Origin of the sequence: Streptomyces sp. NBC_01363 (genome assembly GCF_026340595.1) — a bacterium.
In the GTDB taxonomy this organism is placed as follows: domain Bacteria; phylum Actinomycetota; class Actinomycetes; order Streptomycetales; family Streptomycetaceae; genus Streptomyces.
Genome location: NZ_JAPEPF010000001.1, coordinates 3005530 through 3023122 on the forward strand (window position 1 = coordinate 3005530; position 17593 = coordinate 3023122).

The 17593-nt window shown below is 70.3% G+C and carries 20 protein-coding genes; 5 read left to right on the forward strand and 15 right to left on the reverse strand.

All coding sequences use genetic code 11. From position 1 onward, the window contains the following. Positions 1–94: 94 nt before the first annotated feature. Positions 95–439 (reverse strand): hypothetical protein, encoded by a 345-nt coding sequence (locus OG611_RS13875; RefSeq protein ID WP_266419168.1) that lies wholly within the window; start codon positions 437–439, stop codon positions 95–97. Then, entirely contained in the window at positions 436–840 is a 405-nt protein-coding gene (locus OG611_RS13880; RefSeq protein WP_266419171.1) for an ATP-binding protein, read from the reverse strand. The genes OG611_RS13875 and OG611_RS13880 overlap by 4 nt, the downstream gene beginning before the upstream one ends. Before the next feature lie 235 nt (positions 841–1075). Between OG611_RS13880 and OG611_RS13885 the strand changes: the two genes are divergently transcribed. Both OG611_RS13885 and OG611_RS13890 read left to right on the forward strand, forming a co-directional pair. Then, on the forward strand, positions 1076–1933 hold the full coding sequence (locus OG611_RS13885) for a helix-turn-helix transcriptional regulator (RefSeq protein WP_266419174.1): 858 nt from the start codon (positions 1076–1078) through the stop codon (positions 1931–1933). Then, on the forward strand, positions 1930–2139 hold the full coding sequence (locus OG611_RS13890; RefSeq protein ID WP_266419177.1) for a DUF397 domain-containing protein: 210 nt from the start codon (positions 1930–1932) through the stop codon (positions 2137–2139). Before OG611_RS13885 ends, OG611_RS13890 begins: the two co-directional genes overlap by 4 nt. Positions 2140–2167: 28 nt before the next feature. On the opposite strand, the gene OG611_RS13895 is transcribed toward OG611_RS13890, so the two are convergent. From OG611_RS13895 to OG611_RS13915, 5 genes are all read right to left on the reverse strand, one after another. Further along, complete coding sequence (locus OG611_RS13895; protein WP_266419180.1) at positions 2168–2821, reverse strand: ATP-dependent endonuclease; 654 nt, start codon at positions 2819–2821, stop codon at positions 2168–2170. Between the two features lie 189 nt (positions 2822–3010). After that, positions 3011–3709: a tectonin domain-containing protein gene (locus OG611_RS13900; protein WP_266419183.1), complete on the reverse strand. Its 699-nt coding sequence runs from the start codon at positions 3707–3709 to the stop codon at positions 3011–3013. Between the two features lie 248 nt (positions 3710–3957). Beyond that, the gene (locus OG611_RS13905) at positions 3958–4578 is read right to left on the reverse strand and encodes a DJ-1/PfpI family protein (RefSeq protein WP_266419186.1); all 621 of its coding nucleotides are present in this window, start codon (positions 4576–4578) and stop codon (positions 3958–3960) included. A gap of 45 nt (positions 4579–4623) precedes the next feature. Further along, positions 4624–5463, reverse strand: coding sequence for an MOSC domain-containing protein (locus OG611_RS13910; RefSeq protein ID WP_266419188.1), 840 nt, complete (start codon positions 5461–5463; stop codon positions 4624–4626). Continuing rightward, on the reverse strand, positions 5460–6119 hold the full coding sequence (locus OG611_RS13915; protein ID WP_266419191.1) for a CatB-related O-acetyltransferase: 660 nt from the start codon (positions 6117–6119) through the stop codon (positions 5460–5462). The genes OG611_RS13910 and OG611_RS13915 overlap by 4 nt, the downstream gene beginning before the upstream one ends. Positions 6120–6196: 77 nt before the next feature. Here OG611_RS13915 and OG611_RS13920 point away from each other — a divergent pair, with 77 nt between their 5' ends. The 3 genes from OG611_RS13920 (at position 6197) to OG611_RS13930 (ending at position 9410) form a co-directional block, all read left to right on the forward strand. After that, the gene (locus OG611_RS13920; RefSeq protein ID WP_266419193.1) at positions 6197–6865 is read left to right on the forward strand and encodes an O-methyltransferase; all 669 of its coding nucleotides are present in this window, start codon (positions 6197–6199) and stop codon (positions 6863–6865) included. A 392-nt stretch (positions 6866–7257) separates the two neighbouring features. Continuing rightward, a complete protein-coding gene (gene fabV, locus OG611_RS13925; RefSeq protein WP_266419195.1) occupies positions 7258–8469 on the forward strand; it encodes an enoyl-[acyl-carrier-protein] reductase FabV in 1212 nt (403 codons plus the stop codon). 68 nt (positions 8470–8537) lie between these two features. Further along, the gene (locus OG611_RS13930) at positions 8538–9410 is read left to right on the forward strand and encodes an alpha/beta fold hydrolase (RefSeq protein ID WP_266419197.1); all 873 of its coding nucleotides are present in this window, start codon (positions 8538–8540) and stop codon (positions 9408–9410) included. Positions 9411–9532: 122 nt separating this feature from the next. On the opposite strand, the gene OG611_RS13935 is transcribed toward OG611_RS13930, so the two are convergent. The 8 genes from OG611_RS13935 to OG611_RS13970 form a co-directional block, all read right to left on the reverse strand. Next, entirely contained in the window at positions 9533–10174 is a 642-nt protein-coding gene (locus OG611_RS13935) for a superoxide dismutase (RefSeq protein ID WP_266419200.1), read from the reverse strand. A 115-nt stretch (positions 10175–10289) separates the two neighbouring features. Further along, on the reverse strand, positions 10290–11705 hold the full coding sequence (locus tag OG611_RS13940; RefSeq protein ID WP_266419202.1) for an FGGY-family carbohydrate kinase: 1416 nt from the start codon (positions 11703–11705) through the stop codon (positions 10290–10292). 14 nt (positions 11706–11719) lie between these two features. Further along, positions 11720–12766, reverse strand: coding sequence for an NAD(P)-dependent oxidoreductase (locus OG611_RS13945; protein WP_266419205.1), 1047 nt, complete (start codon positions 12764–12766; stop codon positions 11720–11722). Continuing rightward, positions 12763–13839, reverse strand: coding sequence for an ABC transporter ATP-binding protein (locus OG611_RS13950; protein WP_266419207.1), 1077 nt, complete (start codon positions 13837–13839; stop codon positions 12763–12765). Before OG611_RS13950 ends, OG611_RS13945 begins: the two co-directional genes overlap by 4 nt. A gap of 20 nt (positions 13840–13859) precedes the next feature. Further along, positions 13860–14678 (reverse strand): DeoR/GlpR family DNA-binding transcription regulator, encoded by an 819-nt coding sequence (locus OG611_RS13955; protein ID WP_266419210.1) that lies wholly within the window; start codon positions 14676–14678, stop codon positions 13860–13862. Next, entirely contained in the window at positions 14675–15796 is a 1122-nt protein-coding gene (locus OG611_RS13960) for an ABC transporter ATP-binding protein (protein ID WP_266419213.1), read from the reverse strand. The genes OG611_RS13955 and OG611_RS13960 overlap by 4 nt, the downstream gene beginning before the upstream one ends. After that, positions 15793–16623 carry a carbohydrate ABC transporter permease gene (locus OG611_RS13965; protein ID WP_266419216.1) on the reverse strand — a complete coding sequence of 277 codons (831 nt, stop codon included), beginning with the start codon at positions 16621–16623 and terminating at the stop codon, positions 15793–15795. Before OG611_RS13965 ends, OG611_RS13960 begins: the two co-directional genes overlap by 4 nt. After that, on the reverse strand, positions 16620–17591 hold the full coding sequence (locus tag OG611_RS13970) for a carbohydrate ABC transporter permease (RefSeq protein ID WP_266419218.1): 972 nt from the start codon (positions 17589–17591) through the stop codon (positions 16620–16622). The genes OG611_RS13965 and OG611_RS13970 overlap by 4 nt, the downstream gene beginning before the upstream one ends. Between the last annotated feature and the right edge of the window lie 2 nt (positions 17592–17593).

Genomic DNA, 17593 nt, shown 5'->3' on the forward strand with positions numbered 1-17593 from the left:
GTCTAGCGGTGGAACTACCGGGTCGGCGCGGACAACACCCTTTACATCGAGGACAAGGGCCTGAGCAACTGCCGGAAGGCGATCATCTGGTCCGTCATGTCCCACATCGCGGAATCCATCGACGCGGAACCGCGGTGACCGTGGCCACGGGCAGGACCCGCACGGGGCGCGCGGACCAGTCGACGACGCGTCCGCCCGCGCGAGCGGTGTAGGCGTACGGCTCGCCGGCCCTGAGCCGTATGACGGCCTCCCACTGACCGTGGTCGAGCCAGCGGAAGGTGCGGTCGCGGTGCTCCGCGTCGAACCCGGAGAGCAGGGTCCGTACGGAGACCCGCATCCAGATCAGTGCCTGTGTGGGGGTGGCGGCGTGCTCGGCCCGTACGAGCAGTCCGTCGGCGGTGACCTCGCACCGCCAGGCGGTCCTGAGGGGTCGCCTCACGTCAACTCCGTTTGACCGATGGTCAGATGGACCCAGACGGTTTTGCCGGGGTCGCGCGGCCGTACGCCCCACTTCGCGGCGACCGCGTCCACGATGACCAGGCCACGGCCGGAGAGGTCGTCGAGCGTGGGGGTGCGGAGCGTGGGCATCCGCCACTGGTACGAGTCGGAAACCTCCAGTACGAGCGTGCCGTTGCGACGGCGTAAGCCCAGCTCGAAGCAGTCGCCGGTCCCCTTGGCGTGATTGACCACGTTGGTGCTCAACTCGCTTGCGATGAGGGTTGTTTCGTCGATGAGCCCGCCGAGTTTCCACTCGGTCAGGATGCTCTCGACGTGGCGTCGAGCGGCGGGGACGGAGTCCCTGCGGGCCCGGAATCTCTTGATGTGCGTGCGCCCGGACATGGGTCCCCCAAGGTCGTGGGTGGGCAGGCGGATTCATGGTCACGGAACGCTTCCATTCGGCAGCGCAGTGTGACGCAAGCCACGCTAGAGGTAGGTTCTGACGGAAGGCAAGTGAATCGTGAATGCAAGCTTGCATTCACTCGCCAGGGTCAAGTTGCTGGCGCCTGCGAACAGTTGATGGGCACACTGGCTTGGAGAGTGAGGGGGACGTATGCCCGCAGGTGGGAAGTCCACGGTGCGCAGTCGCCGGTTGGGGGCGGCGCTGAAGCGCCTGCGCTTGAACGCGCTTCTGGACCAGGAACATGCCGCCGAGGCGGTGGCGTGCTCAACAGCCAAGATCAGTCGGATCGAATCCGGGGCGGTCGGTGCACGTGTGGGTGACGTGCGCGTGCTGCTCGACCTGTACGAGGTCGAGGACGCGGCGGAGCGCAAACTGCTGGAGCAGCTGGCTCGGAACAGCAACAAGCGTGGCTGGTGGCTCGACTTCGAAACCGGTCATCCCATGCGTGAAATCTTGGGTGACTTCCTGTCTCTGGAGTCCGATGCGACGTATATCCGTACCTGGCACCCTCTGCTCGTGCCGGCGCTGCTCCAGACCCCTGAGTACACGCGAGCCCTGACCGATGCCAGCCCTGATGTCGTCGAGGAGGCGGCGGCCGATCTGGTCGTCAAGGTGCGCCAGGAGCGGCGTCGGATCTTCGAAGAGAACAGCCGACGGTTCGCGGCAGTCATCTGGGAGCCTGTGGTCACGGGTCCGATGCCCGATCTCGCCGTTCATCGGGCGCAGTTGGGGCATCTCATCAAGATGGCCAAGCAGCCGAACGTGACGATTCAGGTGCTCCCCCTCAGCGAGTGGGCCGCCGCCAGGGTCTCACCGGCGTTCGTCGGCTTCTCCTATGCGAGCGAGACGTCCCCGGAAGTCGTTGTTCACGATACGGTTTCCAACTGCGTCATTCTGGAAGACCCCGACGCCATGGCTGGTTACGTGCACGCGTTTGACGCACTTCGGTCGGCGGCCCTCACGCCGAACAAGAGTGTGTCGTTCATCCGCGAGATCATGGACGGCCTCACCATCGAGAATGAGGAAATGTGAACAGCCCGGAGATCACCACCCACTTCATAAAGTCGTCCTACTCCGGCGGCGGGCAGGCCAACGACTGCGTCGAGGTAGCCCACACCGCCGACGGCGGCCGCGCCGTCCGGGACAGCAAGAACCGGGACGGCGGGCTCCAGTTCTACGCCCCCGAGGGGTGGGCCGCGTTCCTCGACGGGGTGAAAGACGGGGCCTTCGGGGGCTGACGCACCCCGGGGAACCGGGCGAGCTGCGCTAAACGTGCGTGAGCAGGCGCTCCAGCGGCCCGGGTACGTGCTTGAGGTCGAGGTGTGCGATCAGCGCCTGCGCGTACAGCGCCTTGCGGCCGCTGTGTGTACCCATGAACCGGCGCAACTGGTGTTCCACGGGGCGCTCCCGCTGTGCCGGCTGGCCCTGGAACGTATGGAAGGGGCGCATCTCGCCCTGGTCCTCGATGACCTGCTGTACGCCCTCGGCCCCGAGGGCGCGGATCAGCTCGTCCTCCAGGTCGGCGACGCACACCTGGAACCCGAGTGCCTCCAGCCCGGCGTGTGTGAGACCGGACCCGAGCCCGACCCGCTCCAGATGGCGCCGGAAGTGCCGCTCCTCGCCGATGTCGCAGAGACCCGCCAGTGGGAGGCCGAGCCCCGGCGGGCCGCACACGTCCAGGAAGCGCCCGATGCTCATCGCGCCGCCGAGCGGCACCACCGCGACGCCCTCCGCGCCGAGGTCGCGGCCGTAGCGCGTGGCCAGGGCTTCGAGGGCGACCTGGTCGCTGCTTCCCTCGACGAGCACGACCGTCCGCACACCGCCGGCCAGCTCCCGCGCCTCCGCGGCTGCCGCATCCGACCCCGCTCCGCCTGCCGCCCATACGACCGCCGCCTGGCTGAATCGCCTCAACTCGTCCACGAGACCTCGCCTCCCCGGCGCCATCCTGCACGGCGGGGATCCCGTACGCATACACGTTTTCCCGGCCCATGTCGTCCAGGGCCACTCGGCTTGGGACCGCCGACCGGATCACCGGGCGACAGTCCCCGGCGGGAACGAACGTGGGCCCACGCGCACCACGCGTGGGCCCACAGTCGTCGGTGTCCGGGATCAGCTCGGCTGGTCTCCGGTGTATCGGTAGATTCCGCCTGCTGAGTTGACGTGCCATACGGTGCCGTCGGCTGCCACGCCGATGTCGACGGCGTTACCGGGGATGCCGACCCAGGGGTTGGAGTCGTGGCCGGTGTACCGGTACATCTGGCCCAGGGAGTTCACGCCCCAGACGTGGGTCCTGGACCCGACCGAAATGCGGGTCAGGCCGCCTGAGACGGGGACCCAGTCCGTGGAGCCCTGGTCTCCGGTGTATCGGTAGATTCCGCCTGCTGAGTTGACGTGCCATACGGTGCCGTCGGCTGCCACGCCGATGTCGACCGCCTTGCCGGGGATGCCGACCCAGGGGTTGGAGTCGTGGCCGGTGTACCGGTACATCTGGCCCAGGGAGTTCACGCCCCAGACGTGGGTCCTGGACCCGACCGAAATGCGGGTCAGGCCGCCTGAGACGGGGACCCAGTCCGTGGAGCCCTGGTCTCCGGTGTATCGGTAGATTCCGCCTGCTGAGTTGACGTGCCATACGGTGCCGTCGGCTGCCACGCCGATGTCGACCGCCTTGCCGGGGATGCCGACCCACGGGTTGGAGTCGTGGCCCGTGTACCGGTACATCTGGCCCAGGGAGTTCACACCCCAGACATGAGTCCTGGACCCGACCGAGATCGAAGTGAGACCACCGGAGACGTTCTTCCAGTCAGCCATGTTCCTGTCCCCTTACCTCGAACCTTGCGAGGGGAATCTTGCTGCTCGGAGGGGTCACCCAAACAGCCTGATATGCCGATTGGCTACAGAGATAAACCCAAAATCGCCGTTTGGCCGTCTTCGCTCCACTGCCTGCTGGGCGGGCGGCCCACTCGCCTCACGACGAGGAGGCTGAATCTGCCGTAACCCACAAGGGAACGAGAGCGGCGCCAGGACTCCGGTCTGCCGGACGATCCGAGCGAAACGACTCAGCCCAGGGTGCGGGCCCGTTCGAGGACTTCGGCCGGGGCCTTGGCCACCGAGCCGGTGTCGAAGGGGGGCTGCGGGTCGTACTCGGTGTAGAGCTGGATCGCCTGGGCGGTCACGTCGTCGGTGAGCAGGGCGGCCAGCCGGACGGCCATGTCGATGCCGGAGGAGACCCCGGCCGAGGTGATCACCCGGTCGTGCCGTACGACCCGCTCGGGGGTGTACACGGCACCGTACGACTCCAGGTCGGCGGCGGCGTCCCAGTGGGTGGTGGCGGTCAGGCCGTTCAGCAGGCCGACCGCGCCGAGTACCAGGGAACCGGTGCAGACCGAGGTGGTGAAGCGGGTGCCGGTGTGGATCCGGCGCACCCAGTCGAGGAACGCGGGGTCGTCCACCATGGTCCGGAAGCTGCCCCCGCCCGGGACCAGCAGGACGTCGCAGCGTTCCACGTCGGAGTACCTGGTCGGGACGTGCACCGGCAGAGAGCCCGACACGTCCTGGACCAGGCCGGGTTCGGCTGTCACGAAGCGGACGGTGGCGCCGGGCACGTACGCGAGGATCTCGTACGGGCCGATCGCGTCGAGCGGTTCGAAGCGGTCGAAGAGCGGGATCACGATGTCCATGCCCGGCAGCCTAGCCATCGCGCGGCGCGGTGACGTCCGGGGCCTTCACACGCCGAGCCACTCCGCGACCTCGACCACGTCCCCGACGCTCACCGTGCCCTCGCAGACCACGGCGTTCTTCGCGCCGAAGCTGACCTTGTTCCCGTACTCCGGCTCGCGCCGGTACGTCGACAGGGTGCGGATCGGTTCCGGGCCCGCGCGGTGGCCGGTGGTCTGGTCGACCATGGGGACGGCGCACCGCATCGCCCTTACGGAGTGGGCGAGTTCGACGGAGCCGATGGTCATCCGGCGTACCCGGTCCTCGAAGTGGGGTTCGTCGTTGCCGGTCAGGACGATGTTGGGGCGGAAGCGGTTCATGGGGACGGGCTTCGCGTCGCCCCGGGCGGTGATGCGGGCGTTGAGGTCGTCCAGGGAGGCCGTCGAGGCGACCAGCACCGCGTGCGCGTCGGCGAAGTTGACCTTGCCCGGGGTGTCGCCCCAGCCGTCCCGGTCGAAGCCGGGAGCCACGCGTACCAGGCGGGACTTCACGCCGAGCGCGTCGGAGAACCACTCCGCGACCGCGTCCCCCTGGTCGATGGCCGCGCCGAGCGGGCGGTCGAACATGCTGACGTCGAGGCGCGGGCCGTGTGGGTCGACGTCGAGGTGGAGTGGTTCGATGCCGGCGGTCGTCAGGGCCAACGTCGCGCCCGCGGCCAGGACGTCGACGCTGATCGCGGCCATCGCGGGGTGGGTGCGCTGGCTGCGGAAGGCGCCGTCCGCCGCGTCCACCACCATGAACGTACGGTCGTGTCCGAGGCCGGTGCCGAGGACCTGCGCGGAGTCGACCGTGGTCCCGGCGCAGCCCTTGACCGGGTAATAGGCCAGCTCGCGGACGGTGATCGTCATGGTGTCCCCTCCGGGGCGGCCGCTTCGAGGGCGTCGACGCTGCCGGACATGATGGTGCGTATGTGGCGGGTGAGGTGGTCGGTGGGCCAGTCCCACCAGGCGACGGCGAGGAGCCGGGCGATGGTCTCCTCGTCGTACCGGGTGCGGATCAGCCTGGCCGGGTTGCCGCCGACGATGCCGTAGTCGGGTACGTCGGAGGTGACGACGGAGCCGGCGCCGATGATCGCGCCGTGCCCGATCCGTACGCCCGGCATCACCATGGAGTTGTAGCCGAACCAGACGTCGTTGCCCACGACCGTGTCGCCCCGGCCCGGCAGCCCGGTCAGCAGGTCGAAGTGGTCGGCCCAGGAGCCGCCCATGGAGGGGAACGGGAAGGTGGACGGGCCGTCCATCCGGTGGTTGGCGCCGTTCATGATGAACCGCACCCCGGTCCCGAGCGCGCAGAACTTCCCGATGACGAGCTTCTCCGGACCGTAGTGGTACAGCACGTTGCGGGACTCGAACGCGGTCGCGTCGTCGGGGTCGTCGTAGTACGTGAAGTCCCCGACCTCGATCAGCTCGGACTTCACCAGGGGCTTCAGCAGGACGACCCGGGGCTGGCCCGGCATCGGGTGCAGGGCGGTGGGGTCGGCGGGGGTCGGGCTCGTGGCGTTCATGGGGCTCATCATCGCATTCGCCTCGCATGATGTAAGTTCCCTTTGGGAACCCATTGGGATCGAGAGAGGAACATGCCGTGACGCTGGCACGATGGACCGAGGTCGACGACTACTTCAACGGTCTGCTGGTGGGCCCGGACGAGGCCCTGGACGCGGCCGTGGAGGCCAGTGAGGCGGCGGGACTCCCGGCGATCCAGGTCGCCGCCAACCAGGGCAAGCTGCTGAACCTGCTGGCCAGGCTCCAGGGCGCGCGCACCGTGCTGGAGATCGGCACCCTGGGCGGCTACAGCACCATCTGGCTGGCCCGCGCGCTCCCCGAGGGCGGCAAGGTCGTGACGCTGGAGGCCGATCCGGAGTGTGCCGAGGTGGCGCGCGGAAACATCGAGCGGGCGGGGCTCGCGGATGTCGTCGAGATCCGGGTCGGCCGGGCCCTCGACACGCTGCCGGGGCTCGCGGCGGAGGGGTACGGACCGTTCGACGTCGTGTTCATCGACGCCGACAAGCCGAGCAACCCCGACTACCTGGCCTGGTCCCTGAAGCTGACCCGGCCCGGCAGTCTGATCGTCGCCGACAATGTCGTACGCGACGGAGAGGTGGTCGACGGCGCCAGCGAGGACCCGAAGGTGCAGGGGGTGCGCCGGTTCACCGAACTCGTCGCGGCCGAGCCGACGTTGACCGCGACCGCGCTGCAGACCGTGGGGAGCAAGGGGTACGACGGGCTGATGATGGCGCTGGTCACCGGCTGACATCCGTCGGCATCGACCGGGAAGCCCGCGGCGAGTGGTGCCGAGCGGGGCGCCCGCCGGGCGGGGCCCCCGCATCCGCGCAACGTGACAGGGAGACCCCCACCTGTCACGTTCGGGCAAGAGGCCCCTCATCCCACCTGCCCGGCGCCCTCCTCCGTACCCCCTCGACGTCCCGACCGGGGACGCGGGCAGTCCGAAGCGCGCCCCGAGCGGGCCGGGCGCCGGCGTTTCCGCGCCGGCCGAAATGGTGGAAAGCCTCCAAGGACTGGTGAGTATTACTGTGTCCGGCGAAGTGACCACCTGTGTTCGTACGGTCGCAGACTTGCGGGGTGCGGTGCATGCCCTCGCGGTCGCCGCTTTCTCGTCCGTGACGAACCGAAGGACCCGAGCCCGTGAGCGAACGCGTCATCGCCCCGAAGAACCGCGGCTTCCTCTTCCTCGACTCCCACCCGGCCGGCTGCGAGCGCCTGGTGGAGGACATGTGGCAGGCCGTCCCCGCCCCTTCCCGCGTGCCCGACCGGGCACCCGTGGCGCTGGTCATCGGCTCCTCCGCCGGGTACGGGCTGGCCGCGACGATCGCGGGTCTCGCCCGTGCCGGGATCCGTGGGATCGGGGTCTGCTTCGAGAAGGCCCCCGGACGGCGCACGGGTACGGCCGGTTGGTACCGCACGGCCGCGACCGCCGAACTCGCCCGTCGGCACGGTCACGACATGGTGTTCCTCAACGGAGACGCGTTCTCCGACGAGATGAAGAACCAGGTCGCGCAGGTGCTGGTGGAGCGCTTCGGGGGCCGTCTGGACTACCTGATCTACTCGGTGGCCGCCCCACGCCGTACCGACCCCGACACCGGGACCACCTACGCGTCCGTCCTCAAGCCCATCGGTGAGGCGTACAGCACCAAGACCCTCGTCTTCGACGACGGGGGCACCGGCGAGGTGCGGGAGGTCGGGACGCAGCCGGCCGACGGCGACGACATCGAGCAGACCGTCGCCGTCATGGGCGGAACCGACTGGGAACGGTGGATCGACCACCTCGCCGACCGCGGACTGCTCGCCGAGGGATTCACCACCGCCGCCCTCTCCTACATCGGCTCCGCCCTGACGGCCGCGATCTACCGGCAGGGCACCATCGGCGCTGCCAAGTCCCACCTCGAACAGACCGCCCGCACCCTCGACGAACGGCTCGGCAAGCTGGTCGAGGGGCGCGCGGTCACCTCGGTCAACGCGGCTGCCGTCACCCAGTCCTCGACCGCGATCCCCGGCATCGCCCTGTACGTCGGGCTGCTGCGCGGCGTCCTCGGTGATGCCATGGTCCCGCCGATCGGGCAGCTCACCGACCTGTGGGACCAGCTCACCGGTGTCCGCCCGCTCGACCTCGACGACGAAGGGCGGGTGCGCCTGGACACCTGGGAACTCGCCCCCACCGTCCAGACGGCCGTCACCGAGCGGTGGCAGGCCGCCACCACCGAGAACATCACCGAACTCGCCGACCTCGACTGGTTCCACACCGAAGTGCAGCGCCTGTACGGATTCGCCGTGCCCGGCATCGACTATGCCGCGCCGGTCGAGACCGACGTCTCCTGGCCGGACACCGCCGCCCCCTGAGGCGGTCCGGTCCGGGCTCCGGGGAAAATCCTTCGACGCGGGCAGCGGATCCGGCCATGATCGGGTGCATGTCTTTGAGTGTGATCGACCCGGTTCGTATCGGTACGGAACAGCTCCCGGGAGGGCGGTCGCTGGGCTGGGCCGAGTGGGGGCCGGGGGACGGGGTGCCGGTGCTGTTCTCGCCCGGTGCGGCCACCAGCAGGCATCTCGGGTTCGGCGCCGATGTGCTGGACGGGCTCGGGGTGCGGCTGATCTCCGTGGACCGCCCCGGTCTGGGGGTCTCCTCGCCCGCGCCGGGGCGTACGTTCGGTGACTTCGTCGACGACGTCCGCGCGTTCGCCGGTCTGCGCGGCCTGGGACTTCCCCTGATGGTCGGCAACTCGCAGGGGGCGCCCTTCGCGCTGGCGTGCGCCGCCGCCGGAGCGGTCCGGGCGCTCGCGGTGGTCTCCGGTGCGGACGAGGTCGCCGAGCCGGGCTTCGCGGACGCGCTTCCGGAGGAACTGCGGGGCCTCGTCGACCTGGCCGTGGCCGACCCGGCCGCCGCCGAGCAGGTCTTCGCCGGGTTCAGCTCGCAGGGGATGTGGGACATGGTCATGTCCGGCAGCCCGGAGTGCGATCTCGCCGTCTATCAGCAGCCCGCGTTCGCCGCCGCCTACCGGCGTGCCCTCGACGAGGCCTTCGCACAGGGGGCGGCCGGCTACGCCCGGGACACGGTCCTGGCCATGGGGCAGTGGGGGATCGGGCTGTCGGACATCGCCGTACCCGTCGACCTCTGGTACGGGGAGAAGGACACCGGTCACTCGCCCGACCAGGGGGTCCGGCTGGCCTCGCGCATCCCGGGCGCGGTACGGCACCTGGTGCCGGAGGCCGGCGGGGCGGTGCTCTGGACCCATGCCGAGCAGGTCCTGAGCACACTTCTGGCCCGCCCCACAGCCCCCTGAGTCCTCGAACATGACAGAAGGGCCCTCACCTGTCACGTCCAGGCGAGGGCCCTCCCTTCATCCGCCTGCCCGGTGAAGGTTGAGAAGACGATCACGAGGCAGGACGTATCTGCGCCTCCCGGTCAGGGGGCGAGCAGCAGCACGTCGGCGCGCTCCTTGGCGGCCGCGTAACGCTTCGCCACGTCCTGCCAGTTGACGACGGCCCACATCGCCTCGATGAAGTCGACCTTCTGGTTCTTGTACTGGAGGTAGAAGGCGTGCTCCCAGGCGTCGAAGACCAGGACCGGGACGGAACCCTGGCCGACATTGCCCTGGTGGTCGTAGACCTGCTCGACGATCAGCTTGCCGCTGACCGGCTCGTACGCCAGGACGCCCCAGCCGGAGCCCTGCGTGGTGGCCGCGGCCTTCGTCAGCTGGGACTTGAAACCGGCGAAGGAGCCGAACGACTCGGTGATCGCGTCCGCCAGGTCACCGACACCGTCCGCCGCGAGCGGCTCGCCGCCGCCGTCGCCGGTCATGTTGTGCCAGTAGATCGAGTGCAGGATGTGGCCGGAGAGGTGGAACGCGAGGTTCTTCTGGAGCCCGTTGATCGCTCCCCAGGCCTCCTTGTCGCGCGCCTCCGCCAGCTGCTCCAGGGTGTCGTTCGCACCCTTCACATAGGCGGCGTGGTGCTTGTCGTGGTGGAGCTCGATGATCTGCGGATTGATGACCGGTTCGAGCGCCGCGTAGTCGTACGGGAGTTCCGGGAGCGTGTACGTGGCCATGTGGTCGAACCCTCCAGCTGCTGTCCTGTTGTTATTGCAACCTGTATGCAGGAGCAGGCTAACAGCAGGAAGGGGAGATAGTGATCAGTCCTTCGACGTAGGACCGGGCGCGCCCTCACGCACGGGCGCACGTGCGGGCCTCCGCCAGTCGGTTCAGGTGGTCCTCGTACGCCTTCGCGTAGTGCGCCGCGTGCGCCGGGTCCGGTTCGACGACTGCGGTCGGGGCCGTCCACGCGGCCGTGTCCAGCTCCTCGCCGAAGCGCCGGGCCGCCGCGAGCACCGCGCCGCGCGCACCCACCTCGCCCTCCACGATCCGGACCGGCCGGCCCAGTACATCGGCGAACAGCCGCATCCAGGCGGGGGAGCGGGTGCCGCCGCCGCACAGGGCGAGGGTGCCGGTGAGGCCCGCGGCCTCCAGGCAGTGCCGGGCGGCGAAGCCGATGCCCTCGCAGACGGCGCGGATCAGATCGGCGGGGGTCGTCTCCAGGGACACGCCGGTGAACTCGGCGCGCAGCCTCGGTTCGACGAACGGGGCGCGTTCGCCGGACGGGGCGAAGTAGGGGAGCACCCGGACACCGTTCGCGCCGGGCGGGGTGGCGGCGAGCAGCGCGTCGACCTCGGTGTGGCGTACGCCGGTGGTGGTCAGGACCCAGTCCAGGGCCGCGGTGCCGACCATGGCGGGCATGGCGCGCAGCCAGTGGCCGGGGCGGTCGGTGGAGATGTGCAGCCCGGCCGGTTCGCCGTCCAGGTCGAGTCGTTCCGTGGCCACCAGCGCGGCCAGACAGGTGCCGACGATCAGCAGTCCGTCGCCGGGACGGGTGACGCCCGCGCCGAGCGCGCTGGCCGGCAGGTCGTACGGGCCGTTGGAAATCCGTAACCCGCAGGGGAGTTCGGCGGTGGCGACCGGGTCGCTGACCGGGGCGAGGAGCGGGGACCGGTGGGCGAGGCCGAGCGCGGCCACGACATCGGGGGCGTACGCACGGGTCATCGGGTCCAGGAACGGCATCGACGCATCGGAGACATCCGTGGCCCGGACCCCCGTCAGCCGCTGGAACACCATGTCCTTGCAGTACAGGGCGGTCGTCGCGGCGTCGAGCGCGGCGGGTTCGTGCCGGTCGAGCCAGGCCAGTACCGGGCCCGGACAGCCCGGGAACATCGCGCTGCCGGTGCGCCGGTAGACCGTCTCGAAGACGCCGGACGCCAGCCAGGTGTCGACCAGTTCATGGGCCCGGCCGTCCATCCAGGAGATCGCCTTGCGGACCGGCCGGCCCGCCGCGTCGACCAGCCAGACGCCGTCGCCCTGTCCGGTGAGTCCGGCGAACGCGACCCCGTCGGAGCCGAGCGCGTCCAGCACCTCGCGGACGGCCCCGTACACCTCGTCCATGTCCTGCTCCACGAACCCGTCGTGGATCGCCAGCCCCACCGGGCGGGACTCGACGGCCAGCGTGCGGCCGAGCGGGTCGAAGGCCGCGGCCTTCACCACGGACGTACCGACGTCGATGCCGATGTATCTCGTCGAGCCTCCGGTCATCGTCACAGCTCCCCTCACAGCGCGTGGGCGAGCGGCTCGCCCTGTACGTAGCGCGCCACCTCGGCCGCCGCGATCCGGGCCGCCTTCTCCGCGACGGCCCGGCTGGCCCCCGCCACATGCGGGGTCATCAGCAGATGCGGGGTACGGAAGAGCCGCGACGAGGCCGGGGGCGGCTCCTGCTCGTACGTGTCGAGCGCCGCGGCCCGCAGCTGCCCCGAGTCCAGGGCGTCGCACAGCGCGTCCGTGTCCAGCAGCCCGCCCCGGGCCGCGTTCACCAGCACCGCACCGCGCGGCAGCAGCGCCAGCTCACGGGCGCCGATCAGATGCCGGGACTCCGGGGTGAGCCTGGCGTGCAGGGTGAGGACGCGCGAGCGGGCCAGCAGCGCCTCCAGCGAACCGGCCCGCATCCCGAGGACGTCGCCGCGCACATACGGGTCGTACACCTCGACCTCGGCGCCGAACGCGGAGAGCACCCGGGCCACCCGGCTGCCCACCGCGCCGTAGCCGATCAGGCCGACCGGGGTGTCCTCCAGTTCCAGCCCGCAGTTCTCGTACGTGTAGTGGGAGGCGTCCCAGCGGCCGTCGGAGGCGAGGGAGCGGTGCGCGTCGGGAATGCGGCGCAGGGCGGAGAGGATCAGCCCGACGGTGAACTCGGCGGTGGCCGCCGCGTTGCGTCCCGGTGCGAAGCACACCCGCACGCCCCGGGCCCGTGCCGCGGCCGCGTTCACATTGACCGGGCCTCCCCGGCAGACCACGATCAGCCGCAGATCGGGCGCGGCGGCCAGCACCCGCTCCGTGAACGGGCCCATCTGCGTCACGCACACCTCCACCCCGTCCAGGGCGGCGATCAGCGCGTCCTCGGCGTCGCTCGCCTCGTCGACCTCGGCGACCTTGCCGAAGGGTTCCAGGGGCCAGGGCAGGGTGAGTTCGCCGAGCTGCGGCTCCGTGCCGAGCGGGTCGAGCACGTGGTGCAGGGCCTCGGCGAGCAGGGAGTTAAGGACGAAGTGGTCACCGGCGAGCAGAATCCTCGTCGCGGGGCGGACCGTCTCGGGGCGGGTCATCGCAGAGCGTCTCCTGTCTGGGCGTCGAAGACATGGACGTGCCGGGGATCGGCGGTGATGCGTACGGTGTCGTCCCGGTCGAGCCGTACCTCCGGACCGGTCACGACGACCAGCGGCTTCGCCACCCCGTCGAGCGACAGCGTGGCGATGCCGGATTCCAGCAGGGGTTCATGGGCGGCGACCCGGGCCCGTGCACCAGTGTCGTCCAGGCGCAGGTCCTCCGGGCGGATGCCGAGCACCACCGCGCGTCCCGCCGCGATCCGGTGCGGGACGGGGACGCGCACGGAGTCCGAGAGGCGCACCCCGCCCGATCCGTCGGCCGTGCCCGGCAGCAGATTGACCGCCGGCTCCCCGACGAAGTCGGCGACGAACAGATTCGCCGGGGCGTCGTAGATCTCCTCGGGCGTGCCGAGCTGCTGGATCTCGCCGTCCCGCATCACCGCGATCCGGTCGGCGAGCGACAGCGCCTCCTCCTGGTCGTGCGTGACGAGGATGGTGGTGTGGCCGCTGTCGCGCTGGATGCGTTTCAACTCCCGCCGGGTGGTGTCCCGCTGGGCGGCGTCGAGATGGGAGAGCGGTTCGTCCAGAAGGAGGACGTCGGGGACCCGGATCAGCGCGCGGGCCAGCGCGACGCGCTGCTTCTGGCCGCTGGAGAGCCCGGCCGGGCGGGCGCCCAGGAGGTCGGTGATCCCGATGCGTTCGGCCATCCCGGTGACCCGGCGGCGGATCTCGGCCCAGCCGCACCCGCCCCGGGCGGCGAGCCCGAAACCGAGGTTCTCCGCGACCGTCAGCGGCGGATAGAGCGCGTAGTTCTCGAACGCCACCCCGATATTGCGCTGCCGGGCCGGGAGGCGGACCACCGACGAACCGCCGATGAGGATGTCGCCGCCGGTGACCGTCTCCAGGCCGGCGATCATCCGCAGGGTCGTGGACTTGCCGCAGCCGGACGGGCCGAGCAGCCCCAGCAGCTCGCCGGAGCGCAGCTCGACGTCGATGGACCGGACGGCCTCGACGGCGGCCCGGCCCCGCCCGGTGTAGGTCTTGCGCAGTGCGCGCAGGGCCAGTTCAGTCATCCGTCATCGCCGCCTCGCCCTCACCCGTCATCGCCGTCCCCCGCTCCGGAGTCCCGGCCGGTGGAGCAGACCTCGTAGGGCACCTTGTGCTCGTCGAGCTCGCGCAGTGCCTGGGGGGACGCCCCGTCGTCGACCAGCAGCAGATCGAAGCGGGACAGCGGGGCGAGGCGGTGCAGAGCGACCCGGCCGAGCTTCGAGTGGTCGAGCAGCAGCACATTGCGGCTCGCCGAGTCGAGCATCGCGCGCTTCACGGAGATGATGTGCTGCTCCTGGTGGTAGGCGAAGCCGCCGGACGCGGCGGAGGTGGAGGTGAAGCAGATGTCGACCTGGAGCGACTGCACCGCCTCCACGCACGAGACGCCGAGGAACGAGGAGTGCAGCGGGTCGAAGTCCCCGCCGAGGCCCATCAGATGGATGCCGCGCTCCTGCGACAGCAGGTTGATCGCCTCCAGGAAGTTGGTGACGACGGTCAGCGGGGTGATGGAGCGCAGCCTGCGCGCGATCTCCAGCGTGGACGTCGAGTCGTCGAGCATCACCGCCATGCCCGGCTCTATGAGCTTCAGGGCCCGTTCGGCGACGGCGGCCTTCTCGGCCCGCATCGTCTTCAGCCGGTAGGAGACGTTCGACTCGAAGACGCCGGACGGCTGGGCGGTGACGCCGCCGCGGAACTTGCGGACGATGCCCTGCCGTTCCAGCTCGTCCAGATCACGGTGGATGGTCATCAGGCTGACGTCGAAACGCTCCGCCAGTTCGGCGGCGCTCACCTCGCCCTGCGCGAGGACGTACTCGGCTATGGATGCCTGGCGCGGGGCGGGACCCCGCTGCGGAACGTTGCTCACGTGCTGATCCTTCGTCCTGGACGTGCCGGCCGGTCGGCCTCGAACAGCAGCAGACTCTCAGGCGGTACGGAGAGCCGGACCGGATGGTCGGGGCTCAGGCCGGCCGCCTCGGCGCGCGGGACGACGAGGGACAGCTGCTGCCCGCCGATCCGGACGGTGACTTCGGTGGCCCGGCCCAGCAGCTCGGTGACATGGACGGCGCCGGTCAGCTCCAGGACCGGGCCCCCGCCGGCGGTCTCCGCCGGTCCCCGGAGCCCGATGTCCCGTGGCCGTACACCCAGTTGGACGGCGGCGCCGGGCGGTGCGGGCACCGTCAGCGGCAGCTCGTAGGCCCCGTCGGGCGACCGGAAGTGCCCCTCGGGCGTCACCGTCCCCGGCAGCAGATTGATCCGCGGCCGGCCGAAGGACCGGGCCACGAAGGTGTCGTACGGGCGGTGCCACAGCTCCTCGCGGGTGCCGGTCTGCACCATGCGGCCGTCCCTGATCACCCCGATCCGGTCACCGAGCGCCAGCGCCTCCACCGAGTCGTGGGTGACGTACAGCGTGGTGGTGCGCCGGACCGCGCCGATCGCCCGCAGCTCCGCGCGCATCGCCTGCCGCAGCTTCGCGTCGAGGTGCGACAGCGGCTCGTCGAGCAGGAACGCCCTGGCCGGCCGCACCAGCACCCGGCCGAGCGCCACCCGCTGCCGCTGGCCGTTGGAGAGCCGTCCCACCTGGCGGTCCAGCAGGGCGCCGATGCCCAGGAGTTCGGCGATCTCCCCGATCCGCTCGCGCGCCTCGTGCGCGGGGAGGCGGTGGCGCGGCGAGCGGAGCGGGGAAGCGAGATTGTCGTACGCGGTGCGGTGCGGGTAGAGCGCGTACGACTCGAAGCACATGGCCACGCCCCGGTCGTAGGGCTCCACGCCCGCCATGTCCGCCCCGTCCAGCGCGACCGTCCCGGCCTGCGGCTGCTCCAGGCCCGCGATCGTCTTGAGCGTGGTCGTCTTCCCGGCGCCGGACGGGCCGAGCAGACAGAAGAACTCGCCCTCCGCCACCTCCAGGTCCAGGCCGTCGAGCGCGGTGTTCTTCCCGTACCGCTTACTGACACCGCGCAGCGCGATGGCTGCCGGGCCGGTCATGACTTCACCGCCCCGAACGACAGTCCGCGCACCAGATACCGCTGGATGGTGAGCGCCAGCAGCAGCGGCGGGATCACCGAGACCAGGGCCGCCGCGGCCGTCAGGTTGTACTTGGGCCGGTCGCCGCCGAGGAAGGACAGCGCGCCGACCGTCACCGTCTGCGCGTTCGACGAGGTGAGGATCAGCGGGAAGACGAAGTTGTTCCACGCGAAGATGAAAGCCAGCAGCGAGACGGCCGCGATCCCCGGCTTCACCAGCGGCAGCGCGACCTTGAAGAACGCCTGCTTGCGGGTGTAGCCGTCCAGCAGCGCCGCCTGCTCCAGCTCGGGGGAGAGATCGGAGAAGTACGACCGCATGATCCAGACGATCAGCGGGAGCGTCACCAGTTGCAGCACCCACACCATGCCGACGTAGGTGTCGAAGAGCCCGAGCTGCTGGTAGAGCACGAACAGCGGGATGATCACGGTGAGTTCGGGCGCGAAGCGGAACGAGAGCAGGGTGAACATCAGGTTCTCCGAGCCGCGGAACCGCCACCGCGCGGCGGCGTACGCGGCGGGCAGCCCGATCACCAGCGACAGCGCGACGGCGCCCAGCGACACGACGAGGCTGTTCACGAAGAACCGGAGGAACGGCACGCCCTGGTCGTCCCCGGCGCCCAGCACCGTGCGGTACGAGTCGAGCGTCGGGGTGAACGAGAAGTACGTGCTGAACAGCTCGTTGGTGGGCTTCAGCGACAGGACCACCATCCAGGCGACCGGGAACAGCGCGAAGACGAAGTAGGCGATCAGCGCCAGGTCGGCGACGACGGAGAGCAGCCCGCGCTTCATCGCGCCACCTCCGCGGCCCGGTTCTGGATCCGGCCCAGATAACGCACCAGCACCATCGTGACCAGGTAGACCACGGCCCACAGCACGATCATGTAGCTGATCCCGAACGAGTAGCGCTGGAAGCGGATCGCCTCCAGGTAGGCGCGGATCTGGAGCACCATCGTCGAGTCGCCGGGGCCGCCCTCGGTCAGCGCGTAGATGATGTCGAAGACCTTCAGCGAGTCCATGAACCGGAAGATCACGGCGACCAGGACGTACGGCCAGAGCATCGGCAGCGTCAGGCGCCGGAAGGTGAACCACCAGCCCGCCCCGTCGACCGCCGCCGCCTCGAACGGCGAGGCGGGCAGCGAGCGCAGACCGGCCAGCGCGAGGATCGCGACGAACGGCGTGTAGACCCACACGTCCACGGCGATCGACGAGAGCAGCGCGCCCGTCGGGGTGTCCGTCCACTGCACCCCGCCGAGGCCGAACGGCTCCAGGAGGTGGTTGATGACGCCGACCGAGGGCTGGAGCATCAGCTTCCACATGATCGCGGCGATCACCGGCGCGATCATCAGCGGCAGGATCAGCACCTTCTCCAGCACCCGCCCGACGAGGCTCGACCGGTGCAGCAGCAGTGCCACGGCCACTCCGAGCACCGTCTCGACGGCCGCCGCGCCGACCGCGTACGCCACCGTCACCCGCGCCGAGTCCCAGAACGCGGGCTGGGTGAAGATCCGCCGGTAGTTCCCGAGGCCCACCAGGTCGGGCTGTGGCTTGCTCGCCGCGAAGTCGAACAGCGTGTAGTAGAGGCCGAGGCCGAACGGGTAGAGGATGCCGCCGGTCAGCAGCAGCGCGGGCACGATCAGCAGATACGGCCGCAGCGAGCGGCGCCAGGCCGGCACCGCCCGCGCCGCACGCTTCCCGGTCCCGGCGCCGGAGGCCGCCCCGTGGTCGGCCACCGGCACGGGGGCCGCGCGTCCCGGCACCG